Raw genomic sequence first — 23,127 nt, 5'->3', positions numbered from 1 at the left:
GACGCTGCAAGCGCGCTCAGCGTCCCCTGCCGATGACCTCCTCGACCAGCGTGTTCAGCTTGGCTCCGGTCGGCCAGCCGACGTAGTGGCTGAGGAAGATCACGATCTCCCGCAGCTCGTCCTCGTCGAGTTCGCCGTTCTTGTACGCGGCCGGGAGCTGGATCCCGAGCACGTCGATCGTGCCGGTCGCCGCGAGCAGCCCGATGATCATCAGCCGGCGGTCGCGGGTGCTCAGGCCCGGCCGGTTCCAGATGTCGGCGAACAGGTGGTCGGTGGTGTACCGCCAGAAGTCGCCCGCGCCGTCCTGGAACTCGAAGCCGTAGACCTCGGCCATCCGTTCCAGGCCGCGGCGGCGTAACTCGTCGGACGGCTCGGTCATGGGGTGTCCTCCGGGAGGCTCAGCGCGCGGCCGAGGTGGGTGAGTGCGTACCGGGCGAGCGGCGTCTCGACCCCGAGGCTGTCGGCCAGCTCGACGGCGAGCCCGAGGTCCTTCTCGCCGAGCGTCCGGACGTGCTCGAAGATCCCGGTCCAGGGATCACCCGGCAGGAGCTGCGCGGTCGAGTCGCGGTGCATGATCGCGCCGGGCCCGCCGGTGATCGCGTCGGTGTGCCTCACCACCGCACCGAGGTCGACCAGGTCGATCCCGGCCGCTTCGGCCAGGCGCTGGGCCTCGGCGACCGCAGTGAACGAGACGAAGTGCACCAGGTTGCGGGCCAGCTTCATCCGGGTCCCGGCGCCGATCGGCCCGGCGTGTACCACCCTCGTGCCCATCGTGGCCAGGACCGGCTCGGCGGCGGCGAAACCCTCGGCGGAGCCGCCGACCATGATCGCCAGCGTGCCCGCGGCCGCGCCGATCGTGCTCCCGCTGACCGGCGCGTCGATCACCGTGACGCCGCGCTCCGCGGCCCGCTTCGCGAGCTGCGCCGGGGTGTCCGGAGCGACCGTCGAGTGGATCGCGACGACGAGCCCGTCGGCTACCGATCCGAGAATCTCGTCGAGGACGTCCCGCACCTGCTCGTCGTCGCGCACCATCACGCAGACGACGCTTGCCGCGGCCGCGAGATCGGCCACGCTCGCGGCCACCGTCGCGCCGGCCCGCGCGAACTCGGCGAGCGGCTTCGGTGCGACGTCGTACACGTGCAGCCCGCCCGGCCACTCCAGTAGCCGCCGCGCCATCGGCGCGCCGATCGCGCCCAGCCCGACGAACCCCACCGGCCCCGTCATCCGCGCACTTCGGCGGTGACCGGGAGGTATCCGAAGCCGCGCACGTTCGCGGAGTAGAAGCGGACGCAGCGGTCGTGGTCCACCTCGATCGTGCGGAACCGCCGGACCACCTCGCGCAGCACGACGTTCGCTTCCAGCCGCGCGAGGTTGGCGCCGAGGCAGTAGTGCCGCCCGCCGCCGAAGCTGAGGTGCCGGCTGAGCTCTTCCTTCGGCCGGGTGACGTCGAACGTGTCCGGCGCGGTGAACACCGCGTCGTCCCGGCCGGCCGAGCCGAGCGCGAGCAGCACCTGGGAACCGGCCGGAGCGGTGACGCCGTGCAGCGTGACGTCCTCGACCAGGTGCCTGGCCAGCAGCTGGGTGGAGGTGTCGAAGCGCAGCGTCTCCTCGATCCACGCCGGGATCAGCGCCGGGTCGGCGAACACCTGATCGCGCTGCTCCGGGTTCGCGGTGAGCTGGTAGACGGCGTTGCCGAGCAGCTTGGTCGTCGTCTCGTTGCCGGCCACGACCATGAGGAACAGGAACGCGACGACCTCGTTGTCGGTCATCCGCTCCCCCTCGGAGGGCGGTGCCATGTCGGACGGCTGGGCGATCAGCGCCGACGTCAGGTCCGCGGTGGGGCGTCGGTGCCGCTCGGCCACGTGCTCCCGGTAGTACTCCATCAGCGTCAGCCCGGCCTCGAGGCCGGCCGGTGGCACGTCCCGCAGCCCGTCCTCGCGCTGGACCAGCAGGTCGGCGAGGCGACGCACCTCGACCCGGTCGGCTTCCGGGACGCCGAGCATCTCGCTGATCACGTCCATCGGGACCTTGGCCGCGAAGTCACCGATCCAGTCGAACGACGTCCGGTCGCCGGGAGCCGCCTCGGCCAACAGGCGGTCGAGGTAGTGGTCGGTGATCCGCTGGATCTGCGGCTCCAGTTCGGCGACCCGGCGCGGGGTGAAGCTCCGGGACACGAGCTTGCGCAGCCGGGTCTGCTCGGGCGGGTCGGTGGCCAGGAACGACATGACCGAGCTCGCGTGCGGGCCCCAGGCGCTCTTGTCGAGCGTGACGCCCATCGCGTTGCTGTACGCCCGATCCGTGCGGAACGCGGCGCTGACGTCGGCGTGGCGGGTGAGCACCCAGAAGTCGTGCTCGGCGTTGTGGTAGAGCGGGCGCTCCTGCCGCATCTCCCGGTAGACCGGATACGGGTCGTCCTGCAGCGGGTTGTCGTACGGATCGAAGTTCACGAGCGGCGCCTCCCAGCGGCTCAAAATAGAACACGTTCCTGCGCGGATCGGGCCGCGTGACGTCCGCTGCGCCGACCGAAGAACGACGCCTCCCCCAGCTGGGTCCCCGAGGCGTAACCGCGGCCGTCCACGGCGATGTTCGAGGCGCAGGCCCCCGCCGCGTAGACGCCGGTGACGACCGAATCGTCGGCCCGCAGCACCTGCCCGTCCGGGCTCACCCGGAGGCCGCCGCAGCTGAACCCGGAGTAGAAACACGCGCCGGGCGTGAGGTCGTACGCGCCCCACGGGCCCTGGTCGAGCGGGACCACGTACTGCGCGGCCTTGTGGAACTCGGGGTCGTCGCCGGTGGCGGCCGCGGTGTTGTACGCCCGCATCGTGGCCACCAGCGCGCCGGACGGCATGCCGAGCGCCCGCTCCATCTCCTCGACCGTCTCCCACCCGTCGATGAGCGGCTGGAACGCGTAGCTGGGCTGCGCCATCGTCGCCGAGTCGAGGATCAGATACGCGGCCTGTCCGGGCTGGTCGAACACGAACGCCGCGACCCGGGAGTGGTAGGCGTCCTCGGTGACGAACCGCTTGCCGAGCGCGTTGACGACGATGCCCTTGAGCGTCTCCTCCGGCGGATAGAACGGCGACGTGAAGAACGCGCCCTCCATGTGGTCGGCCACGCCGCCGACCGACTCGCCGAGCCGGATGCCGAGCCCGTCGTCGTACGTGTTGCCCAACGCCATCCCGCGGGTGAACAGCGCGCCGAGTTGGGGAGCGTAGGCCTCGACCATCTCCGGGTTGAGCACGAACCCGCCGGCGGCCAGCACCACCGCGCGCGCCCGGATGTGGCCGTGCTCCGCGTACCGCTTCCAGCGCGCGCCGACGACCGCACCGTCGCGCACCACCAGCGCGGTGGCGCCGGTGTCGTACCGCACTTCGACCGACAGTTCGTCGAGCCGCCGTAGCGCCAGCTCGACGACGAACCCACCGCCGCCCATGTCACCCACGACCGGCGGCTTGTGGCCGCGCGGTGCGGGCTTGGCGATCTCCCGGAACGGCCAGCACTTCTCGTTGCCGGTGAACATCAGGCCCTGGGTTTCCGGCTGCACGACGGCCTTGTGCGGATAGAACGAGCGCTCGAACTCGAAGCCGAGCGACTCCAGCCAGCCGAAGTGCTCCACGCTGCCCTCGGCGTAGAGGCGGATCTTGGCCGGATCACACTCCGGCGACATCCGCGTCAGGTACGCGGCCATCTCGGCGGGTGAGTCCTCCCACCCGGTGGCCTGCTGAACCGCGGTGCCGCCGCCGAGGTAGAAGTGCCCGCCGGACATCGCGCTCGTGCAGGTCAGCCGCCCGCCGCGGTCGATGACCAGGACCCGGGCGCCGCTGGTGGCCGCCTCGATCGCGGCGCTCACCCCGGCCATCCCGGCGCCGACCACCAGCACGTCGACGTCGTCGGACCAGTCGGTCACCTGGTCTGCCGCGACCGCCGGAACGGGCTCCACACACACCACTCCTCGACGCCACCCGGTTCCGTTTCTGGAACCTGTTCTCGTCAGAGTGTCAGGCTCGGGAGACCACCCGCAAGCGTCGCGGTGCTCACCCGCCGAGGACGCCGCGGTCGCGCAGCAGCCGGACGGCGCTGTTGCCCGCGCGGCGGAACGACTCGACGATCTGCCGCTCGGCGCGCTCGCCGTCGCCGGCTTCGATCGCCGCGACCACCCGGTGCGTGGCGCGCTTCTGGCCGTCGAGCGTCTCGGGGATCTCGACGAAAAAGTTGCCGGGGATGATCGTGCCGGTCAGGAGTCCTCCGACCGCGGTGAGGCGGTGGGAGTGCGCAGCACCGATCAGCCGCGTGACGAACCGCCGGTTAGCCATCCAGAACTCGTCGGCGTCGGTGATCGCACCGAGCGCCTCCGCGAGTCCCCGGATATCGGCCAGGTCCTCCGGTGTGCCGCGCTCGGCGGCGCGGCGCGCGGCCAGACCGTAGACCAGCCCGAGGATCTCGTAGTGGTCGTGCACGGTGTTCTCGTCCAGCCCGGTCACGTACGCGCCGCGGTGGGCCTCGGCGCGCAGCCAGCCCTCGCGGTCCAGCGCGACGATCGCTTCCCGCACCGGGAGGCGGCTGACGCCGAGCCGGTCGGCGATCTCCTCCTGCCGCACCCGGTCACCGGCGCGGAGTTTGCCCTCGAAGATCAGCCGCCGGATCGCGGCGGCGACCCGCTGGGCGCCGGTCTGGCGCACGGTGCCGGGGAAGTGCCCGCTGTCCCAGCCGCTGACGTACTCGTTGTCCGGCGAGTTGCGCACGCTAGTCGTTCCCTTCGTCGTACGAAGCTCCGGGCTCGTCCGGAGACTCGCACGGGCGGAAGCGCGGCACCACGACGTCGGGGCGCACGGTGTCGTAGACGACCTCGACGGGCAGGCCCACCCGCACGTCGGCCGGGTCGCATCCGACCAGATCAGTATGGAAGAACGGCCCCTCCGCCAGCTCGACGACCGCGAGCACGTACGGAACCCGGTCGGCCAGCTCCCGGTCGTACGCGTGGTGGTACACCGTCCACGTGTGGACGGTCCCCCGGCCGGACGCCGGTTCCCAGCGCATCGACGCGGCACCGTGCTGCGGGCAGCTGGACGCCGGCCAGTAGGCGCGGCCGCAGCCGCCGCAGCGCTGGACCAGGAACTCCGAGCGGAGGCACGCGTCCCAGAACGGTGCGTCGAGGTCGTCGGGAACGACGTCCCGCGGCCCCGTCACGCCGCACCTGGCAGCGCCGCACCCAGCAGCATCGTCGCGTGCGACCAGGTGTTCTGGACGCCGCCGTTGCCGCCGTGGCCGGTGACCAGCGCGACCTCGGCGCCCGGGACCTGGGTGGCGCCACCGTCGCCGCGCATCTGCAGTATCCCTTCGACGATCGCGGTGAAACCGGCCGCGTAGTAGCCCGAGAGCTGGCCACCGCCGGTGTTGGTGGGGATCAGACCGCCGACCGTGGTCTGCCCGGCGGCGTGCAGCGGCCCGCCCTCGCCCGGCGCGCAGAAGCCGTAGGCCTCCAGCTGCATGATCGGCGAGATCGTGAACGGATCGTAGAGCGCGGCTACGTCGATGTCGCCGACCTCGATACCGGCCCGCGCGAACGCGGTCGCCTTGGCGGTGGCGACGTCGTCGTGGTGGTCGTAGACCTCGCCGGTCCACCAGTTGCGGAGGTTGTGGCCGGTGCCGAGCCCGAGGATCGGGACGGACCGGCCGGGCAGGTCGCGGGCCCGCTCGGTCGTCGTGACGAGCAGCGCGACGCCCCCGTCGGTGTCCCGGCAGCAGTCGAGCCTGCGGAACGGGTCGACGACGAGGGCGGATTCCCGGTGGTCGTCCAGCGTGATCGGGGCGCCGTACCCGAGCGTGCCCGGCCGGACCGCGGCGTGCGCCCGCTGCGCGACCGCGACCGCGCCGAGGTGCTCGACGGTCGTGCCGTAGCGGTGCATGTGGCGGCGGGCGTGCAGCGCGTGCGCACCGGCCGCGCCGATCAGCCCGTACAGGGCGGGGTAGCCGTACCGGAAGCCGCCGTAACCGGGGCCGCGATGAGCCGTCGGCGCCGTGCCGTACACACACGCGACGGTCGTGGCCTGACCGGTGAGGATCGCGCCGATCGCGTTCAGCACCGACCAGATCGCGGTCGCGCCACCGGCCTGCATCGTCCAGGCGAAGTGCGGCGCGAGGCCGAGGTAGCGGACGTCGTCGAAGGCCTCGCTGGAGGTGCCGATGTACCCGTCCACCGAGCGCCGCTCGACCCCGGCGTCGGCCAGCGCGGCGTCCAGTGCACGACGTCGCAGCTCGCGCGGCGGAACGCCCAGCCTGCGGCCCTGCTCGGTGACGCCGAGCCCGACGACGGAGAACGCTCCGGACTGCCAGTGGTCAGGCAACGACGCCTGCCGACCGGAGGGCGTCCACGTCCGCTCGGGTGTACCCGAGCGAACCCAGGACCGCGTCCGCATCGGCGCCGAGGGCGGGCGCGGCCGACCGTGGGCCGGCCGGGGTGGCGCCGAAGTCGAGCGGGCCGTTCACCCCGGGCGTGCCGGTTCCGGGCACCTCGACCAGCCCGCCTGCCGCGTGGAACTGCTCGTCGGCCAGCACGTCCTCGATCGTGTTCACCGGCTCGGCCCACACGCCGCACTCGTCGAAGACCTTGAGCCACTCGTCGCGCGGCTTCTCCGCGAAGATCGTGTCCAGCGACGCGATGAGGGTGCGCGCGTTCTGCTGCCGCGCGGACGACGTCGCGAACCGTTCGTCGGTGAGCCAGGCCGGCTGCCCGACGGCCCGGACCAGCGGCGGCCAGTGCCGGTCACGTTCCAGTCCGATCAACCAGACCCATCGGTCGTCGGCGCAGCGGTAGCAGTTCACGGTGGGGCTCGCCATCGCCTCGCGCCGCGCGGTGGCCATCGGCGCGCCGTACTGCAGGGCGATGCTCAGGTCCGAGGAGAGCAGGTACGTGCCCCAGCGGTAGAGCGAGCCGGCCACCAGCTGCCCGGTGCCGGTGCGCTCTCGGGCCAGCAGCGCGGCCGACACCCCGCCGGCCAGCACCGCCGCTGCGGACCGGTCGCCCATCGCTCCACGCTGGAACGGCGGCGTGCCACCGGGGACGGTCAGCGAGGCCGCGAGGCCGCTCCTGGCCCAGAACGCGCCGCTGTCGTAGCCGGGCGCGTCGGCGTGCGGACCGCGGAGGCCGTAGCCGGTCATCAGCGCGTAGACCAGGCGCGGGTGTCTGGCCAGCACGGACTCGTGGTCCAGCCCGAGCCGCTCCAGCGCGCGCACGCGCAGGTTCGTGACCAGCACGTCGGCCTGCCCGAGCAGCCTCTCGATCACCTCGCGTCCGCGGTCGGACTTCAGGTCGAGCGCGACTGACCGCTTACCCCGGTTGCTGACGTCGAACGTGGGGTTTCCGCCCGCTTCCGGGGCGCCGGGAGGCCGCAGCCCTTCGAGGTGCCGTTGCGGATCGCCGGCCAGCGGCTCGACCTTCACGACGGAGGCGCCCCAGTCGGCCAGGACCGCGGCGGTGGCCGGACCGGCCACCCATAAGGCGATCTCCACGACCCTGACGCCGTCGAGCGGACCGGGTCCCGGCGGTTCTCCGCGCATCGTCTCTCCCCACCGCAATAACTTTGAAGCGTGGCCTTGACTTGGATCCAATATAAAGTCCAAATATATAGTAGCCATTCTGGGCCGAAGGAGGAACGCGTGTCGGAGGACACCAGCAAGCCGGATCTGAGCTGGCTCATCTCGGTGGACGACCACATCCTGGAGCCGCCGAACGTGTGGCAGGACCGCGTCCCCGCGAAGGACAAGGACCGCGCGCCGCGGATGGTCCCCGGCGAGCACGGGGAGATCTGGGTCTACGAGGACAAGCGCGTGCCGACCTCGGGCCTGTCCGCCGCGGCAGGCCGCAAGAAGGAAGAGTTCAGCCCGAAGCCGCTCAGCTACGGCGACATGCGCGCCGGGTGTTACGACTCGGTCGCGCGCCTGGACGACATGAACCAGGCCGGCATCCTGGCCTCGCTGTGCTTCCCGTCGTTCCCCCGGTTCTGCGGTCAGATCTTCGCCGAGGCGCAGGACAAGGAACTCGCGCTGATCTGCGTCAAGGCCTACAACGACTGGATCATCGACGAGTGGTGCGGCTCAGCGCCGGGCCGCTACATCCCGATGACGCTGATCCCGCTCTGGGACCCGGTCGCGGCCGCCGCCGAGATCGAACGCTGCGCGGAGAAGGGCAGCCGGGCGATCGCGTTCTCGGAGAATCCGGCGCCGCTGGGCTTACCGACGATCCACGACCCGTCCGGCTACTGGGACCCGGTGATGTCGACCGCCCACGACGCCGACCTGGTCGTGTGCATGCACGCCGGCTCCTCGTCGACGATGCCGAAGATCTCCCCGAACGCACCCGTCCTGGCGAACATGGCCTGGGGGCCGGTGCGTGCCAGCGGCGCGATGCTGGAGTGGCTGTTCAGCCCGTACCTGCAGAACCTGCCGAACCTCCGGATCGCACTGTCCGAGGGCGGCGTCGGGTGGATCCCGTACTTTCTCGAGCGGGCCGAGCAGGTGCTCGACAAGCAGCGCCACTGGGCCTCGAAGGCCGCGGGCGTCGACCTGTACGGCGCGATGGACCAGGGCGGCAAGCAGGTCGACCTGCACTCCCTCGACCTGCGGAAGACGTTCCGCGACCACGTCTACGGCTGCTTCATCGACGACATCCACGCGATGAACAGCGTGACGGAGATCGGCGAGGACAACGTGATGATCGAGACCGACTACCCGCACACCGACTCCACCTGGCCGGACAGCATCGAGCTGGCCCACAAGCGGCTCGCGCACCTGCCGGAGTCCACCCAGTACAAGCTGCTGCGCGGGAACGCCGAGCGCGTGTTCCGGTTCACGCCCGCCCAGCCCCCCGTCCTGGCGTAGCCCATGACCCAGCACCTCACGGCCGATCGTCTCTGGATCGGCGGAGAGTCAGTGCCCGGACGCGGCGCGCCGCTGCCCGTCGAGGATCCGACCACCGAGGAAACGTTCACCACGGTCCCGACCGCCGACGCCGGTCAGGTCGAGGCCGCGATCGCCGGAGCGTACGACGCGTTCGAGTCCGGCGTCTGGGCGACGCTTCCGGTCCCGGAGCGCGTCGCCGTGCTCGGCCGGATGGCCGACTGGCTGGACGACCGTCGCGAGGACCTGGTCGAGACCGCGATCCGGGAGGTCGGCGCGCCGCTGCAACTGGCCCGGTGGGCGCAGGTCGGCATGGCGATCGACCAGGCCCGGCAGTTACCCGAGCTGTTCGCGACGCTGCCCGAGTGGGAGCACAACGAGCTGCCGCTGAACGCGCTGGTCGGCGCGAAGGACGTGCTGCTGAGCGTCCGGAGCTACGAGCCGGTCGGGGTGGTCGCCGCGATCACGCCGTACAACTTCCCGCTGCAGACGAACGTCTGGAAGGTCTTCTCCGCGCTGGCCGCGGGCTGCTCGGTGATCCTCCGGCCGAGCCCGCTCACGCCGCTGACCGCGTTGGCACTCGGCGACGCCGCGGCCGCGGCGGGCCTGCCGCCCGGCGTCCTCAGCGTCGTGGTCGAGGAGGGCACCGACGGCGCCCAGCAGCTGACGTCCGACCCTCGCGTCGACTGCGTCTCGTTCACCGGGTCCACGACGGTCGGCCGCCGGATCGCGGCGCAGGCGGCGCCCACCGTGAAGCGCCTCGTCCTGGAACTGGGCGGCAAGTCAGTGCAGCTCTACCTGCCGGACGCGGTCGGGCGGGTCGGCGCCGGGGTGGCGACGGTCTTCGCGTCGCTGTCGGGGCAGGGCTGCACCGCGCAGACCCGCGTGCTGGTCCCGCGGGAGGCACTGGACGCGACGCTCGAACAGCTGGCCGGAACCGCGGCGGCGCTACCACCCGGTGACCCCCGCGACGCCAAAACCCTGGTGGGGCCGCTGATCAGCGCTGCCCAGCGCGAACGCGTCGAGGATCTGATCGCGGCGGGCGTCGGGGCGGGCGCGAAGGTCATCGCCGGCGGCGGTCGTCCGGCAGGCGTCGACCGGGGTTACTACGTCGAACCGACCGTCCTGCTCGTGGAGGACAACGGGAACCCGGTCGCGCAGCGCGAGGTGTTCGGCCCGGTCGTCACCGTCCAGCCCTACCGCGACACCGACGAGGCGATCGCTATCGCCAACGACACCGAGTACGGGCTGGGCGGGGGCGTCTACACCGCGGACCTGCCCGCCGGGCTGGCGCTCGCACGGCGCATTCGGTCGGGAACCGTGCAGGTCAACCGGTCGGCCGCGACCGCATGGACACCGACCGGCGGCGTGAAGCAGAGCGGCGTCGGCCGGGAACGCGGCGTCGCGGGCCTGCGCGAGTACCAGGAAGTCAAACACGTCGTGGTGGGGGCGCCAGATGCGGCTCGCTGACAAATCCGTCGTCATCACCGGTGCCGGCTCCGGGGTCGGCCGCGCGTCGGCCCTGCTGTTCGCCGCCGAGGGTGCCCGCGTGGTCTGCGCTGACGTCCGCGCGGACTGGGCCGCCGAGACCGTCGAACTGGTCACGAAGAACGGCGGCACGGCGCTCGCGCACCACTGCGACGTCACGGTCGAATCCGACGTCGAGGCGGCCGTCGCGGCCGCGACGAGGAACTTCGGGCGTCTCGACGTCATGTTCAACAACGCCGGGGTCACCGGGCTGAAGCCCGGCAGCACGTTCGAGCTGGACACCACCGAGGACTTCGAGCGGCTGACGACGATCAACGTCCGCGGCGTGTTCTACGGCTGCAAACACGCGGTCCGGACGTTCAAGGCCCAGGGCGGCGGCGGGGTCATCGTGAACACCGGGTCGATCGCCGGGATGGTCGGCTTCGGCAGCGTGATCTACGGCGCGACCAAAGCGGCGATCAACCAGCTCACCCGGGGCGTCGCGATCGAGTGCGCCGCAGACGACATCCGCTGCAACGCGATCTGCCCCGGCACGATGCCGCTCACCAACTTCATCCGCGTCGGCGACGGACCACCACCCGAGGAGTACCTGCGGATGGCCGCCGGACTCCAGCCCAACGGGCGGTACGTCACCGCCGAAGACTGTGCCGCCGCCGCACTCTTCCTCGCCTCCGACGACGCCAGGAACGTCACCGGCGTCCTGCTGCCGGTCGACGGCGGCTACGTCGCGCGCTGATCAGGAGCTCCCGCATGGAACTAGACCTCTCCCTCTTCGGCGCCGAGCACGTCCGCCGCTACCGGGAAACCGACGGCGCCGATGGCTACCTCTGGAACGGCGTGCCGACGCTGATCCTCACCACCACCGGACGGCGCAGCGGCCAGGCCCGCGACACGCCGCTGATCTGCGGCTTCGACGGTGACGTCGGCGTCGTCATCGCCTCGCAGGGCGGCGCCCCGAAACACCCGCACTGGTACCTCAACCTGCTCGCCGACCCGCGCGTCCGGGTGCAGGTCAAAGCAGACCGGTACGACGCCGTCGCGCGCACCGTCGACGGCCCCGAGCGGGAGCGGCTCTGGCAGCTGATGTCCGCCACCTGGCCCAGCTACGACGTCTACCAGCAGCGGACCGACCGGGTCATCCCGGTCGTGGCCCTGGAACGGATCCCACGATGACGACGAACGAGCCCGCGCTGCTCGATCCCGCGCGCCTGCGCGAGCTGTTCGACCTACGCAGCGACGTCTACGCCAGCCGCGGCGGTGCGTTCGACGGTGATCCCTATCCCGCCTTCCACGCGCTGCGCGAGAGCGGGCCCGTCCACCCGGGCACCCCGGGTGAGCTGGTGGGTTTCACCGGTCCGGCGTTCTTCTCCGGTCTCCCCTACTCCGACCGGCCGCACTTCACGGTGTTCGACTACGCGACGTGCAACGAGATCGTCCGTGACGGCGAGACGTTCTCGGCCTCAGAGCACGCGCCGGGGAGCGCGGCCTACGAGCGCGAGCAGATGCTGCTGTTCATGGACGGCGCCCGTCACCGGCGGCACCGCACGCTCGTGCAGTCGTCGTTCGTGCCCAAGCGCGCCCGCTGGTGGATCGAGAACTGGATCGACCGGACCGTGCACGCGCTCATCGACACGTTCGCGGCCAACGGCAAGGCCGACCTCAACGTCGAGTACTTCTCCGCGATCCCGCTGCTGACGATCTGCGGCAGCTTCGGCATCGGCGTGGCCGACGCGCTGGACATCCGCGCCGCGGTCACCTCCGACGGGCAGGGCATGGACCTGTTCAACCGGCTGGTCACGCCGATCATCCGGGCCCGCCGGGAGGAACCGCAGGACGATCTGATCAGCGTCCTGGTCGAGGCCGAACTGGACGACGACGGGGTCCGGCACCAGCTGTCGGACGGCGAGGTGCTGATCTTCGCGTATCTCCTGCTGGCCGCCGGTTCCGGGACGACCTGGAAGCAGCTCGGCATCACGCTGCTCAGCCTGCTCGACCGCCCCGAGCTGCTGGAACGCGTCCGCAGGGAGCCGGAGCTGCTGCGCGCGGTCGTCGAGGAGTCGTTGCGGTGGATGCCGACCGATCCCGCGTTCGGCCGGTTCGCGACCCGCGACGTCGAGTTGCACGGCGTGGCGATTCCGCGCGGCGCGGTCGTGCACGTGTGCTTCGGCGCCGCGAACCGCGACCCGGAACGGTGGGAGCGGCCCGACGAGTTCGACCCCGACCGGCCGCTGCAGGCCAACCTCGGGTTCGGCGGTGGTCCGCACATCTGCCTCGGCATGCACGTCGCCCGTGCCGAGATCCGGATGGCGATCGCCGCGCTGCTCAAACGCCTGCCCGACCTGCGGCTGGATCCCGACGCCGAGCCGCCCCGGATCATCGGTATGTACGAGCGCGGCCCGACGAGCGTCCCGGTGGTCTGGAGAGCCTCATGACCGTCCCCGTCCCCCGCGCGCTCGACGAGCTGCTGTCGCCGGAGTGGCTCACCGCCGCGCTCGGCCGCCGCTTCCCGGGCATCGCCGTCAAAGCCGTCCTCCCGGGGCCGGTGATCAGCCGGGTCGCCACCAACGCCCGGTTCCGGATCGAGTGCGAGGGCGGCATCCCGGACGGCCTCTCCCCCGACCTCTGCGGCAAGGGGTACTTCTCCGAGGTCGGCCACGCCTACCGGCACGCCGGTATTCCGGAGGCCGGCTTCTACCGGGACGTCGCGTCCTCCGCGGGCGTTCGAACCTTGAACTGCGTTTATGCGGACGTCGACCTCGCGGCCGGCCACGGTGTGGTGATCACGCACGACGTCGTGGTCGAGGGCGCCACGTTCCTCGACGCGCTGAGCGAGTACACGCCCGACCAGGCCGCCGAGAGCCTCACGCAGCTGGCCGCACTGCACGCGAGTACCTGGAACGACGCGCGGTTCGCCGACCTGCGGTGGCTCGCTCCTCGGCTGCGCAGCTACCTGCAACGCCGCGGCGTCGACGAGATCCGCTTCAACTTCTCCGGCCCGATCGGCGCGGGCGTCCCCGACCAGGTGCGCGACGCCGAGCGGCTGGTCAGCGCCTACCGTGCGCTGGCCGAGGAGTCGTCCGGCTCGGGGCCGTGGTCGGTCGTCCACGGCGACGCCCACGTCGGCAACGTCTACCTGGACAGCGTGGGCCGCCCGGCGTTCCTCGACTGGCAACTCGTCCAGCGCGGACCCTGGTACCTCGACGTCGGGTACCACCTGGCGTCCGCGCTGACCGTCGAGGACCGCAGGCGTACCGAGCGCGACCTGGTCCGGCACTACCTCGACCAGCTGCGCACCAGCGGCGTCGAACCACCGTCCGAGGACGACGCCTGGCGCGGCATCCGGCGCGGCATCGTCCACGGCTTCTACCTATGGGGCATCACGCTCAAGGTCGACCCGGCGGTGACCAGCGTCCTGCTGACCCGCCTCGGCACGGCGGCCGCCGATCACGACGCGTTTCCCGCGCTCGGCTGCTGACCTCCCCGCGACCCACACCAGCCACGACTGCGAGGAGGCAGCGTGCCCGAGGCGGTACTCCAACTCCGTAACGTCACCGTCCGGTTCGGCGGCGTCGTCGCACTCGACGCGGTGAACCTCGACCTGTCCCCTGGCGAGACGCTCGGCATCATCGGCCCGAACGGCGCCGGGAAGACGACGCTCTTCGACGTCGTGTCCGGGCTCCGCGCGCCGACCAGCGGCACGGTCGGGTTCGACGGCACCGACATCACCCGGCAGTCCCCGGCCACCAGGGCTCGGCTCGGGCTACGCCGCACGTACCAGGCGGCGCAGGTCTTCGGCTGGCTGTCGGTCGAGGACAACGTCCTGGCCGCGCTGGAATGGCGCGGCGGCGGTGGCGGGTTCGTCGGCGACCTGCTTCGGTTACCGGCGCGGCAGCACCGGGAGCGCGATCGTCGCGTCCGGGTCCGCGAGGTGCTCGAGCTCTGCGGCATCGCGGACTACGCCACCCGGAACGCCGGTGGTCTCCCGCTCGGCGTCGCCCGGCTGGTGGAGCTCGCGCGGGCGATCGTCGACCCGCCGGCTGTCCTGCTCCTCGACGAGTCGACGTCCGGGATGGACGCCGACCAGGCCGCGATCCTGATCTCCCGGATCGAGGCGGTCCGGACCGAAACCGGGTGCGCGATGCTCCTGATCGAACACGACATGGAGTTCATCGTCGGACGCTGCGACCGGATCGCGGTCCTTGACTCCGGCCGCCTGCTGGCGCAGGGAACGCCCGCGGAGATCCAGGCCCACCCGGACGTCCGCCGCGCCTACCTCGGCGAGGCCGCCGCATGATCGAGCTACTCGCCCTCGTCGTCTCCGGCGCGGTGACCGGTGCGCTGTTCGCGATCATGGCGTCGGGCATCGTCCTGACCTACCAGTCGTCCGGCACGCTGAACTTCGCGCACGGCGCGATCGCGTTCGTCACCGCGTACCTCTTCTACCAGCTGAACACCGGGCTGCACGTCCCCCGGTGGGCGGCGTTCGTGATCTGCGTAGTCCTGTTCGCGCCCGGCCTCGGCATTCTGCTCAACCGCGCGCTGTTCCGGCGCCTGGCCACCGCCCCGGTGTACGCCCGGATCGTCGGCACGATCGGCATCTACGTCGCGCTCCCGGCCCTGGCCCAGTTCGTCGTCAAGCAGATCAACCACCACGGCGGCAGCCTGCCGACGACCGACAACGTGTACGAGACGCCGGGCCTGGGCCCGGTCCCGGCCGAGCGGTGGACGCTGTTCACCGGCGTCGTCCTCGACACCGACCAGATCGCGGTGCTGGTCGTGGCCGCGCTGACCGCCGCCGGTCTCTGGCTGCTGCTGAACCGGTCCCGGGTCGGGCTGGCGATGCGCGCCGACGTCGACCGCCGGGAGCTGGCGACGCTGCGCGGCATCGACTCCGCGCGCGTGTCCGACCTCGCGTGGGCGGTCAGCAGCGGGCTGGCCGGGCTCGGCGGCGTCCTGATCAGCCCGCTGTTCGGCCTCGGCGACACGCTCTACACGCTGGTCGTGCTGGGTTCGCTGGCCGCCGTCGTGCTCGCCAAGTTCCGGTCGATCCCGCTGGCGTTGCTCGGCGGCCTGCTGCTGGGCGTCGTCGCGAACCTGGTCGCGGGGTACGCGGACCGCGTGCTGCCCGACGTCATCGCCGGGCTGTCCGGGCTGCGCTCGGCCATCCCCTACCTGCTGACGCTCATCGGCCTGCTGGTGCTGGCGCGGCAGCAGGGCCGGCTCGGCGGGCTGTCCACCCGGGAGGTGCCACCGCCCGACCACCGGGACGGCCTCCCGGCCTGGCGCCGCCGGTTGCCGTGGCTCGTCGTGGTCGCCGGGCTGGTCGTGTTCGGGCTGTTCGTCGCCTCGCCGCTCTGGCAGAACCTGCTCGCGCTCGGCGCGGTGTTCGCGGTGATCTACCTGTCGTTCGTCGTGGTCACCGGCATGGGCGGAATGGTCAGCCTGGCGCAGGCCATGTTCGTGACCACCGGCGCGTTCGTCACCGGGTGGCTCTTCAACCACCAGTTCCCGGTGGGTATCGCCGGGCTGCTGAGCGACGGGTACCTGCACGAGATCCCGATCATCGTGCTGTCGGCGCTGGTGGCCGGTGCGGCAGGCGCGCTGATCGCGCTGCCGATCCGGCGGCTCGGCGCGCTGGCGCTGGCCCTCGCGACGCTGTCGCTGGCGTTCGTCGCCGACCTGCTGATCTTCAAGGTCGACGCGATCCGGAACACCACCGCGGGGTGGACCGTGCGGGCCGGATCGCTGGGGCCGCTGGACTTCTCCGACCAGCGCGTAATGTTCGTGGCCGCGCTGCTCCTGTTCGGACTCGTCACCTGGACGATCACGAACCTGCAGCGCTCGGCGTCCGGCCGGGTGATCTACGCGGCACGCAGCTCGGACATCGCGGCCCGCACCGTCGGGCTGTCCCCGGACCGCACCCGGGTCCTGACGTTCGCGTTCTCCGCGGCGATCGCCGGGCTCGGCGGGTCGCTCTACATCCTCCAGGCCGGGTCGTTCACCGACAGCACCACGCCGCCGATCGCGGGGCTGATCTGGCTGGTCACGATCGCGACGCTCGGCATCCGCCGCCCGGCCGGTGCGCTGCTGGCCGGCTTCCTCACCGCGGCCGGGACCGAGCTGCTCGTCGCGCTGTTCGGCTGGACCGAGGGCGCGGAGGCGTTCGTGGGTGACCACGAGTTCCTCGCCGCGCTGCTCGGCCTGGGCGCGATCGGGTTGGCGCAGAACCCGGACGGCGCGTTCGCGCTCAGCGCCGCCCACCGGCGCGAACGCCGCGAACGCCGAGCCCGCAAGGAGGAAACCGTCGCGGTCGCGGTCGCAACGGACCTGGCCGTGCCGGTCACCCCGGAGGCGCCTGTCCGTGCGGCTCTGCGGCTCCGTGGCATTCACGCCGGGTACGACGGGCGCGAGGTGCTGCGCGGGGTCGACCTGGTGCTCACCGCGGGCCGGGTCGTGGCGCTCGTCGGGCCGAACGGCGTCGGCAAGACCACGCTGTGCAACGTCGCCGGTGGCCTGGTCGTGCCGACGACCGGCACGATCGAGATCGACGGCGTCGACGTCACCGGCGAACCGGCGTTCCGCCGCAACACCCGCGGCCTGTTCGTCGCGCCGGAAGGACGGGGGATCTTCCCCGGGCTGACCGTCGAGGAGAACCTCGCGGTCCGGATGCGCACCGCCGAACAGCGCGCGGCCGCCTACGAGCGGCTGCCCGCGCTGCGCGACCGGCGCGGCGTGCGCGCGGGTGCGCTGTCCGGCGGCGAGCAACAGATGCTCGCGCTCGCGTCGGCGCTGGTCAGCCCCCCGGCCGTGCTGCTGGCCGACGAACCGACGCTCGGCCTCGCCCCCAAGGTCGCCGAGCAGATCTTCGAGGCGATCGTCGAGCTCCGCGAGCAGGGCACCGCGATCCTCCTCATCCAGGAACGGGCGGCCGAGGCACTCCGGCTCGCGGACGAGGTCGTAATGATGGCGCCCGGCCGCGTCGTCTGGACCGGCCCGCGCTCCGAGATCGACCTCGACCGGATCGCCGAGGACTACCTCGCCGTCCGCGCCCCCGTGAACACCGTCCCCGCCGAATGAACCCCCGCCGAATGAACCCCGCATCGAACAAAGGAGTCCGATGGCACCCCGAACTCGAGCGCGCAGACCACGGTGGCGCGCGCTGAGCGTCCTTCTTGCCGTGGCGGTCACGCTGACCGCCTGCACCTCGACCTCCGACGGAGGCAGGCGCGACGCCGACGCCGCAGTGGTCGGCGACGACTCGGCCGGCCTCACCGACACCGAGATCCACGTAGGCGTGGTCGTCGGCAACAAGCAGTTCGCCGACGCCGCGGTGGGCATCCAGGCCCGGTTCGCGCAGGTCAACGAGGACGGCGGGGTCCACGGCCGCAAGATCGTCGTCGACAAGGTCGCCGACGACGGCGGGGCCGCCGCCTCGGCCGTCACCGCCGTGCGTTCGCTCGTCCAGCAGGACGGTGTGTTCGCGCTGGTGACGACGTCGAGCTTCCTCGCCAACACGAAGCCGTTCATCGAGCAGCAGGGCGTGCCGACGTTCGGGTTCGGGTTCGACGACGCCTGGTGCAACAGCGACTACACGTTCGCGTACAACGGCTGCCCGGCCGGTACCACGCCCCACACCTCGAACGTCGCGCACTTCGTCGGCCAGCTCTTCCCGGACAAGACCGTGAAGGGCCACACGATCGCGGTCGTCGGGGACGACGGCGCGTCCTCGATGCGGACCGCCAAGCTCTACGGCAGCGTCATCAAGGCTCAGGGCGGCAACCTCGTCCTGACCCAGAACACGATGCCGGGCGCCTCCTCGGCGCCGGTCTCGGACTACACGCCGTACGCCACCGAGGTCATGCGGAGCGCCGGGGGCAAGGCGCCGGAGTACGTCATGACGATCACGACCGCGCAGAACACGCTCGGCATGACCAAGGCGCTGATCGGCGCCGGGTACAAGGGGATCCGTCAGGACTTCACGATGTACGACCCGCGCCTGGTCCGGGCGGCGGCCGGTGGCAACGAGCTGATGTCGATGCAGCCGTGGGAGGTCGACACTCCGCGGATGAAGGAGGCGATCGCGGCGATCCGCACCGTCAAGGCGGACCAGCGGCTGACGCTCCCGCTCGGCTACGGGTACTGGTCGGCCGACATGTTCGTGAAGATGCTGGAGAAGGCCGGCAAGGACCTGACCCGCAGCTCGCTGGTGAAGATGCTCAACGACAACTTCAGCATCATCGACGGTGAGGGCGTCGGGAAGCTCGAGTTCCCGCGGATGCACGGCGAATCGGCGGGCTGTCTCGCGTGGGTCAGCAGCGACGGGAAGACGTACACCGTGCGCGCGAAGCTGAGTTGTGTCGAGCTGATCGACAACCCGACGGCCTGATCCGCCGCCCGGCGCTGGGCTGTCCAAAGTGGTACAGCGGGGCTTTACTATCGCCAGGGCGGCAGTAAAGCCCCGCTGATCCACAGCGGAGCGAGCCTCACGACCGGGAGTGCGCGCCCACCTGGGGCAGGTGGAGCTCCGGCGGCTCCGGCGGCTCCGGCGGGAGGTCCTCGACGCCGGTGGCGACGGCCTCCTCGTGACGGCGGTGCGCCGAGGGCAGAGCGAGAGCGGCCACGATCGCCAGCACCGCCACGCCCGCGCAGACCCAGAATCCGTAGGTGAACGCGTCGTCGGTGGGTAGCCCCTGCGGAGTCGTGTTCGACGTGATCACCGCGGCCACGACGGCCGTGCCGATGCTCGACCCGATCGTCCGGGCGATCGCGTTGACGCTCGTCGCCTCGCCGGTCTGGCCCGCGGGCACGGCCTCGATGATCGCGTTGGACATCGCGGAGAACGCCAGGCCGATGCCGGCACCGGTCAGCACGCCGGACAGCAGCACCTGCCACGCCTCACCGTGCGCCACGGCCGGCAGCGCGAACGCTGCGACGACCAAGACCACACCGGCGAACATCGGCAGCTTCGGCCCGACCCGGCGGACCAGGATTCCGGCGATCGGGCCGCACACGACCATCATCGCCACGGTGGGCAGCAGGAAGAAGCCCGCCTCGGTCACCGACTTGCCGAACCCGTAGCCGGTCGCTTCCGGCAGTTGCAGCAGCGTGGGGACGAGCAGGAACGTGCCGAACATCGCGAAGCCGAGGATCAGCGCGACCAGGTCGGTGGCCCAGACACCGCGCCGCTTCATCAGCCGCATGTCGATCAGCGGCTCACGAACCCGCAGCTCGACGAACACGAACCCGGCCAGCGCGACGACGCCGAGCGCGATCAGTCCGAGCGTCTTGCCGTCGCCCCAGCCCCAGGCCTGGCCCTTGCTGACCCCGAGCAACAGAGCGACCAGCGCCACCGACAGGATCGACGTGCCGAGGACGTCGAGGCGGCCGGGAGTGCGGGCCGGCGACTCCTTCATGCCGAAGACGACGCCGAGCAGGGCGATCGCGATCAGCACCAGGGGCAGCCAGAACAGCCAGTGCCAGGAGAGGTTCTCGACGATCGGCCCGGCCGCCACGATCCCGATGCCGGCACCGATGCCGAAGATCGCCGACAGCAGACCGACGACGACGCTGACCCGCTCGCGCGGCAACTCGTCCCGCACCGCGCCGATCGACAACGGCAGGATCGCGCCGGACGCCCCCTGCAGCACCCGGGCGACGATCAGCACGGTCAGGTTGGGCGCCAGCGCCGCCAGCAACGTGCCGGCGCCGAGCAGGGCGAGGACGCCGATCAGGACCTTGCGCTTGCCGACCATGTCGCCCAGCCGGCCCAGCACGGGCGTCAGCACCGAGGCCGACAGGAGATACGCGGTGACGATCCAGCTGGCGTCGCCGGTCGACACGCCCAGGTCGCGGCCGATCGTCGCCAGCGCGGGCGAGACCAGCGACTGCAGGACGGCGTAGGCCAGGCCACCCAGCGAGAGGTAGAGCACCAGGAGGCCGCCGTTCACGCGGCGGCCACCGGTCTGCTCGATGACGTGGGACATGAATTCCCCGAACGTTTGTAAACGGATGATGACTTGCTGCATGCAACTATACCCACAAGTCAACAGGTGATTACATCGGCCCGATGTGAGATACGCTGCGCCGGTGGCTGAGCCCCCTGCGCCTTCCGGGCCCGACGCCGCCCCGCGGCGACGCGACGCGGCCCGCACCCGCCGGTTGCTGCTCGAAGTGGCACGGCGCCGCTTCGCACGGGACGGCTACGCGGCGACCACGGTCCGCGACATCGCCGAGGACGCCGGTGTCAACGTCGCGCTGATCAGCCGGTACTACGCGTCCAAAGAAGGTCTGTTCGAGGCGTGCCTGGCCGACGCGACCACCGAACTCGACCGCGACACCGAGATCCACTCCCCCACGCAGGTCGCCGCCGACATCGCCGAGCGCATCGCCGGCTCGGCCGCAGACGACCAGGTGCAGGACGGGCTGTTGCTGCTCCTCCGCTCGTCCGGCGAGGAGCGGGTGGACGAACTGCGGCGCAGGCTCCTGGGATCGATCAGCAGGCGGCTCGCCCGGACCGCCACCGGCACCGACGAGACCCCGAGCGAACCGACCGTGCTGCGCGCCCAGATCGTGCTCGCCGCGGCGCTGGGCATCGCGCTGCTCCGCACGTCACCCGGTGCTCAGCCGCTCGCGTCCGCGTCGGCGCAGGACCTCGAGGCCCCGCTGTCCGATCTGGTCACCGCGCTTCTGACGAAATGACCGGCACCCCGTCGACCGCGTGGCGCACGAAGCGGGCGATGTGCGGCGAGGTCTCGTGCGCCCGCCAGACCAGCCGCAGCTCGGCTGCCGACAACCCGTTCACCGGCACCATCCGGACGTCGGGCGGTAACGCCACCGCGTGCTGGAGCGACGTCGCGACGAACGCGATCCCGTCGCCGAGCCGCACCCGGGCCAGCAGCTGCAGCACGTCACCGACCTCCGGTCCGGCCACCGCGGGCACGTCACCGCGATCGACGCCGAGCGCGTAGGCGCGCTCGGCGGGCCCGTCGCTCGCCCAGACGACCACCGGATCCGCGGCCAGCTCCGCCCGGTCGACGACGCCCCGATCGGCCAGCGGATGGTTCGACGGCAGCAGGACGACCCGCGGCTCGACCGCGACGACGTCGCTGTCCAGGCCGTCCGCGTCGAACGGCGCGCGGATCAGCGCCAGCTCGGTGCCGCCGGTCCGCAACAGTTCGGACTGGAGGTTCCCGTCGACGACGAGCGCCTCCGCATGAGCGTCCGCATGGTCGTTGTTGTAGGAACGGGTCAGGTCCTGCAGCACGGCGATGTCGCAGCCGCGGGCGCTGACCCGCAGCCGGACCTCGGGCTCGGCCGCACGCCGAGCCCGGTTCACCGCGGCGTCAACCCGGTCGGTGAGCTCGCGGGCCTCCGCGACGAGCACGCTCCCGGCCTCGGTGAGCGCGACGCCGCGCGCCCGCCGGACCAGCAGCGGGACGCCGACGTCGGCCTCCAGCGCGCGGATCGCCCGGGACAGCGCGGGCTGGGTCATGCCCAGCCGGTCGGCCGCCGAGGTGATCGCACCGTCGGCGGCGACGGCGATCAGGTACCGCAGGTGGCGCAGGTCGATGTCCGGCACGTCGTGTCCCTCCCGGCTGCGATGCCCCTCCAGCATGCCAGCCATGCCCGGATCGGCCTTCCTCGCTGGTCACGGCGGTCGCAGGATCGAATCCGTTCCGACATCGAGAGAAGGAAGCACCACCATGACGCAGAACGTCCGCCGCGCCGTCGTCACCGCGGGCACCGCGGGCCTCGGGTTCGAGACCGCCCGCGCCCTGGTCCGCGCGGCGTACGAGGTGACGGTGATCGGCCGGAACGCCGAGCGCGGGCGGCGCGCCGTCGACACGCTGCGGGCCGAGTCCGCCGGCGGTGAGGTCCGGTTCCTCCCGGCCGATCTGTCCTCGCTGGCCGAGGTGCGCGACGTCGGCCGGACGATCGCCGCCGCCGGGCCGCTGCACCTCCTGGTCAACAACGTCGGCGGGATGTACGTCGACCGCTGGGAGTCCGTGGACGGTATCGAAGGCGCGTTCGTCCTGAACCACCTGACGCCGTACCTGCTGACCGACGCGCTGACCGATTCGCTGGCGGCGGGGGCGGCTGAGTCCGGCGAGCCGAGCCGCGTCGTCCAGGTGACGTCGTCGGCCATGGTCGCCGCGGTGCCGGACTTCACCGACGTCGACCTGCCCGGCGAGTACTACGGGCTCGCGGTGACCGGGCGAGCGAAACTCGCCAACCTCACCTGGGCCCTCGACGTCGCCGGTCCGCTGGCCGAGCGCGGGATCACGCTGGTCGTGGCCGACCCCGGTCCGGCGGCGACGCCGAACGCTGCCGCGATGGAGCAGCGCATGTTGCCTCCGGCGATGCGCGGCATGTGGGACGCGATTCTCGAGGGCGTCAAGCGGCCGGCCGACGAGGCGGTTCGGTCGATCGTGCGTGCCGCCACCGCACCGGAGCTCACCGCCGGAACGATCGTCGAGCCCGACGGCGGGTCGGGCGAGGGGCTGCGGGCGGCGGTGACCCCGGAGCTGACGGCGGCCGTCCGGGCGCTCACCGACCGCACACTCGGTTCGTCGTCGCTCCGCGCCGGTGGTGTCGCCTAGGCCTGTGGATGAATCCAGCGCTGCGCGGTTCTGAGCGCCTAGACTCGGCCCGCCCTACAGGACGTTCTCCGGCTCTGGCACCTCCGCGCCATCGCCTACCGGCAGCCTGATTTCCGGCAGCGCGCCGCGGAGGCTCGCGCGGCTG

The 23,127-nt window shown here is 71.7% G+C and carries 21 protein-coding genes; 11 read left to right on the top strand and 10 right to left on the bottom strand.

The window, feature by feature from the left end:
* Positions 1-16: 16 nt before the first annotated feature.
* From BUB75_RS24660 to BUB75_RS24625, 8 genes are all read right to left on the bottom strand, one after another.
* The gene (locus BUB75_RS24660; protein WP_073260159.1) at positions 17-379 is read right to left on the bottom strand and encodes a carboxymuconolactone decarboxylase family protein; all 363 of its coding nucleotides are present in this window, start codon (positions 377-379) and stop codon (positions 17-19) included.
* Entirely contained in the window at positions 376-1,224 is an 849-nt protein-coding gene (locus BUB75_RS24655; RefSeq protein ID WP_073260158.1) for an NAD(P)-dependent oxidoreductase, read from the bottom strand. Before BUB75_RS24655 ends, BUB75_RS24660 begins: the two co-directional genes overlap by 4 nt.
* Positions 1,221-2,387 (bottom strand): cytochrome P450, encoded by a 1,167-nt coding sequence (locus tag BUB75_RS24650; RefSeq protein ID WP_084741679.1) that lies wholly within the window; start codon positions 2,385-2,387, stop codon positions 1,221-1,223. The genes BUB75_RS24655 and BUB75_RS24650 overlap by 4 nt, the downstream gene beginning before the upstream one ends.
* A gap of 80 nt (positions 2,388-2,467) precedes the next feature.
* A complete protein-coding gene (locus BUB75_RS24645; RefSeq protein ID WP_218617741.1) occupies positions 2,468-3,940 on the bottom strand; it encodes an FAD-binding protein in 1,473 nt (490 codons plus the stop codon).
* A 94-nt stretch (positions 3,941-4,034) separates the two neighbouring features.
* Positions 4,035-4,742, bottom strand: coding sequence for a GntR family transcriptional regulator (locus tag BUB75_RS45430; RefSeq protein WP_178379969.1), 708 nt, complete (start codon positions 4,740-4,742; stop codon positions 4,035-4,037).
* A gap of 1 nt (position 4,743) precedes the next feature.
* The gene (locus BUB75_RS24635) at positions 4,744-5,187 is read right to left on the bottom strand and encodes a Zn-ribbon domain-containing OB-fold protein (RefSeq protein ID WP_073260156.1); all 444 of its coding nucleotides are present in this window, start codon (positions 5,185-5,187) and stop codon (positions 4,744-4,746) included.
* Positions 5,184-6,344 (bottom strand): thiolase family protein, encoded by a 1,161-nt coding sequence (locus tag BUB75_RS24630; protein WP_073260155.1) that lies wholly within the window; start codon positions 6,342-6,344, stop codon positions 5,184-5,186. The genes BUB75_RS24635 and BUB75_RS24630 overlap by 4 nt, the downstream gene beginning before the upstream one ends.
* Complete coding sequence (locus tag BUB75_RS24625; RefSeq protein WP_073260154.1) at positions 6,337-7,557, bottom strand: CaiB/BaiF CoA transferase family protein; 1,221 nt, start codon at positions 7,555-7,557, stop codon at positions 6,337-6,339. The genes BUB75_RS24630 and BUB75_RS24625 overlap by 8 nt, the downstream gene beginning before the upstream one ends.
* A gap of 99 nt (positions 7,558-7,656) precedes the next feature.
* Between BUB75_RS24625 and BUB75_RS24620 the strand changes: the two genes are divergently transcribed.
* From BUB75_RS24620 to BUB75_RS24580, 9 genes are read left to right on the top strand one after another with little or no spacing between them, the layout of a single operon-like run.
* Positions 7,657-8,877: an amidohydrolase family protein gene (locus tag BUB75_RS24620; protein ID WP_073260153.1), complete on the top strand. Its 1,221-nt coding sequence runs from the start codon at positions 7,657-7,659 to the stop codon at positions 8,875-8,877.
* Between the two features lie 3 nt (positions 8,878-8,880).
* A complete protein-coding gene (locus BUB75_RS24615) occupies positions 8,881-10,365 on the top strand; it encodes an aldehyde dehydrogenase family protein (RefSeq protein WP_073260152.1) in 1,485 nt (494 codons plus the stop codon).
* Entirely contained in the window at positions 10,352-11,119 is a 768-nt protein-coding gene (locus BUB75_RS24610; protein WP_073260151.1) for an SDR family NAD(P)-dependent oxidoreductase, read from the top strand. Before BUB75_RS24615 ends, BUB75_RS24610 begins: the two co-directional genes overlap by 14 nt.
* A 14-nt stretch (positions 11,120-11,133) precedes the next feature.
* On the top strand, positions 11,134-11,556 hold the full coding sequence (locus tag BUB75_RS24605) for a nitroreductase family deazaflavin-dependent oxidoreductase (RefSeq protein ID WP_073260150.1): 423 nt from the start codon (positions 11,134-11,136) through the stop codon (positions 11,554-11,556).
* A complete protein-coding gene (locus BUB75_RS24600; protein ID WP_073260149.1) occupies positions 11,553-12,815 on the top strand; it encodes a cytochrome P450 in 1,263 nt (420 codons plus the stop codon). The genes BUB75_RS24605 and BUB75_RS24600 overlap by 4 nt, the downstream gene beginning before the upstream one ends.
* Complete coding sequence (locus tag BUB75_RS24595; RefSeq protein ID WP_073260148.1) at positions 12,812-13,858, top strand: aminoglycoside phosphotransferase family protein; 1,047 nt, start codon at positions 12,812-12,814, stop codon at positions 13,856-13,858. The genes BUB75_RS24600 and BUB75_RS24595 overlap by 4 nt, the downstream gene beginning before the upstream one ends.
* A 42-nt stretch (positions 13,859-13,900) precedes the next feature.
* Complete coding sequence (locus BUB75_RS24590; RefSeq protein ID WP_218617740.1) at positions 13,901-14,677, top strand: ABC transporter ATP-binding protein; 777 nt, start codon at positions 13,901-13,903, stop codon at positions 14,675-14,677.
* Entirely contained in the window at positions 14,674-17,460 is a 2,787-nt protein-coding gene (locus BUB75_RS24585) for an ABC transporter permease subunit (protein WP_073260146.1), read from the top strand. The genes BUB75_RS24590 and BUB75_RS24585 overlap by 4 nt, the downstream gene beginning before the upstream one ends.
* 40 nt (positions 17,461-17,500) lie before the next feature.
* Positions 17,501-18,769 (top strand): ABC transporter substrate-binding protein, encoded by a 1,269-nt coding sequence (locus BUB75_RS24580; protein ID WP_084741654.1) that lies wholly within the window; start codon positions 17,501-17,503, stop codon positions 18,767-18,769.
* A 97-nt stretch (positions 18,770-18,866) separates the two neighbouring features.
* Here the strand turns inward: BUB75_RS24580 and BUB75_RS24575 are convergent, their stop codons facing one another.
* Positions 18,867-20,366, bottom strand: a complete 1,500-nt coding sequence (locus BUB75_RS24575; RefSeq protein WP_073260144.1) for an MFS transporter — start codon at positions 20,364-20,366, stop codon at positions 18,867-18,869.
* Positions 20,367-20,469: 103 nt separating this feature from the next.
* On the opposite strand from BUB75_RS24575, the gene BUB75_RS24570 reads away from it, so the two are divergent.
* Positions 20,470-21,081 carry a TetR/AcrR family transcriptional regulator gene (locus tag BUB75_RS24570; RefSeq protein ID WP_073260143.1) on the top strand — a complete coding sequence of 204 codons (612 nt, stop codon included), beginning with the start codon at positions 20,470-20,472 and terminating at the stop codon, positions 21,079-21,081.
* Here the strand turns inward: BUB75_RS24570 and BUB75_RS24565 are convergent.
* Entirely contained in the window at positions 21,059-22,006 is a 948-nt protein-coding gene (locus BUB75_RS24565; protein ID WP_084741653.1) for a LysR family transcriptional regulator, read from the bottom strand. The genes BUB75_RS24570 and BUB75_RS24565 overlap by 23 nt on opposite strands.
* 79 nt (positions 22,007-22,085) lie before the next feature.
* On the opposite strand from BUB75_RS24565, the gene BUB75_RS24560 reads away from it, so the two are divergent.
* Positions 22,086-22,982 carry an SDR family NAD(P)-dependent oxidoreductase gene (locus BUB75_RS24560; protein ID WP_073260142.1) on the top strand — a complete coding sequence of 299 codons (897 nt, stop codon included), beginning with the start codon at positions 22,086-22,088 and terminating at the stop codon, positions 22,980-22,982.
* The last annotated feature ends 145 nt before the right edge of the window (positions 22,983-23,127 follow it).

This window comes from Cryptosporangium aurantiacum, from assembly GCF_900143005.1.
GTDB lineage: Bacteria > Actinomycetota > Actinomycetes > Mycobacteriales > Cryptosporangiaceae > Cryptosporangium > Cryptosporangium aurantiacum.
Note: the sequence above shows the minus strand (reverse complement) of the source record. Positions and strands in the feature narration are given on the sequence as shown.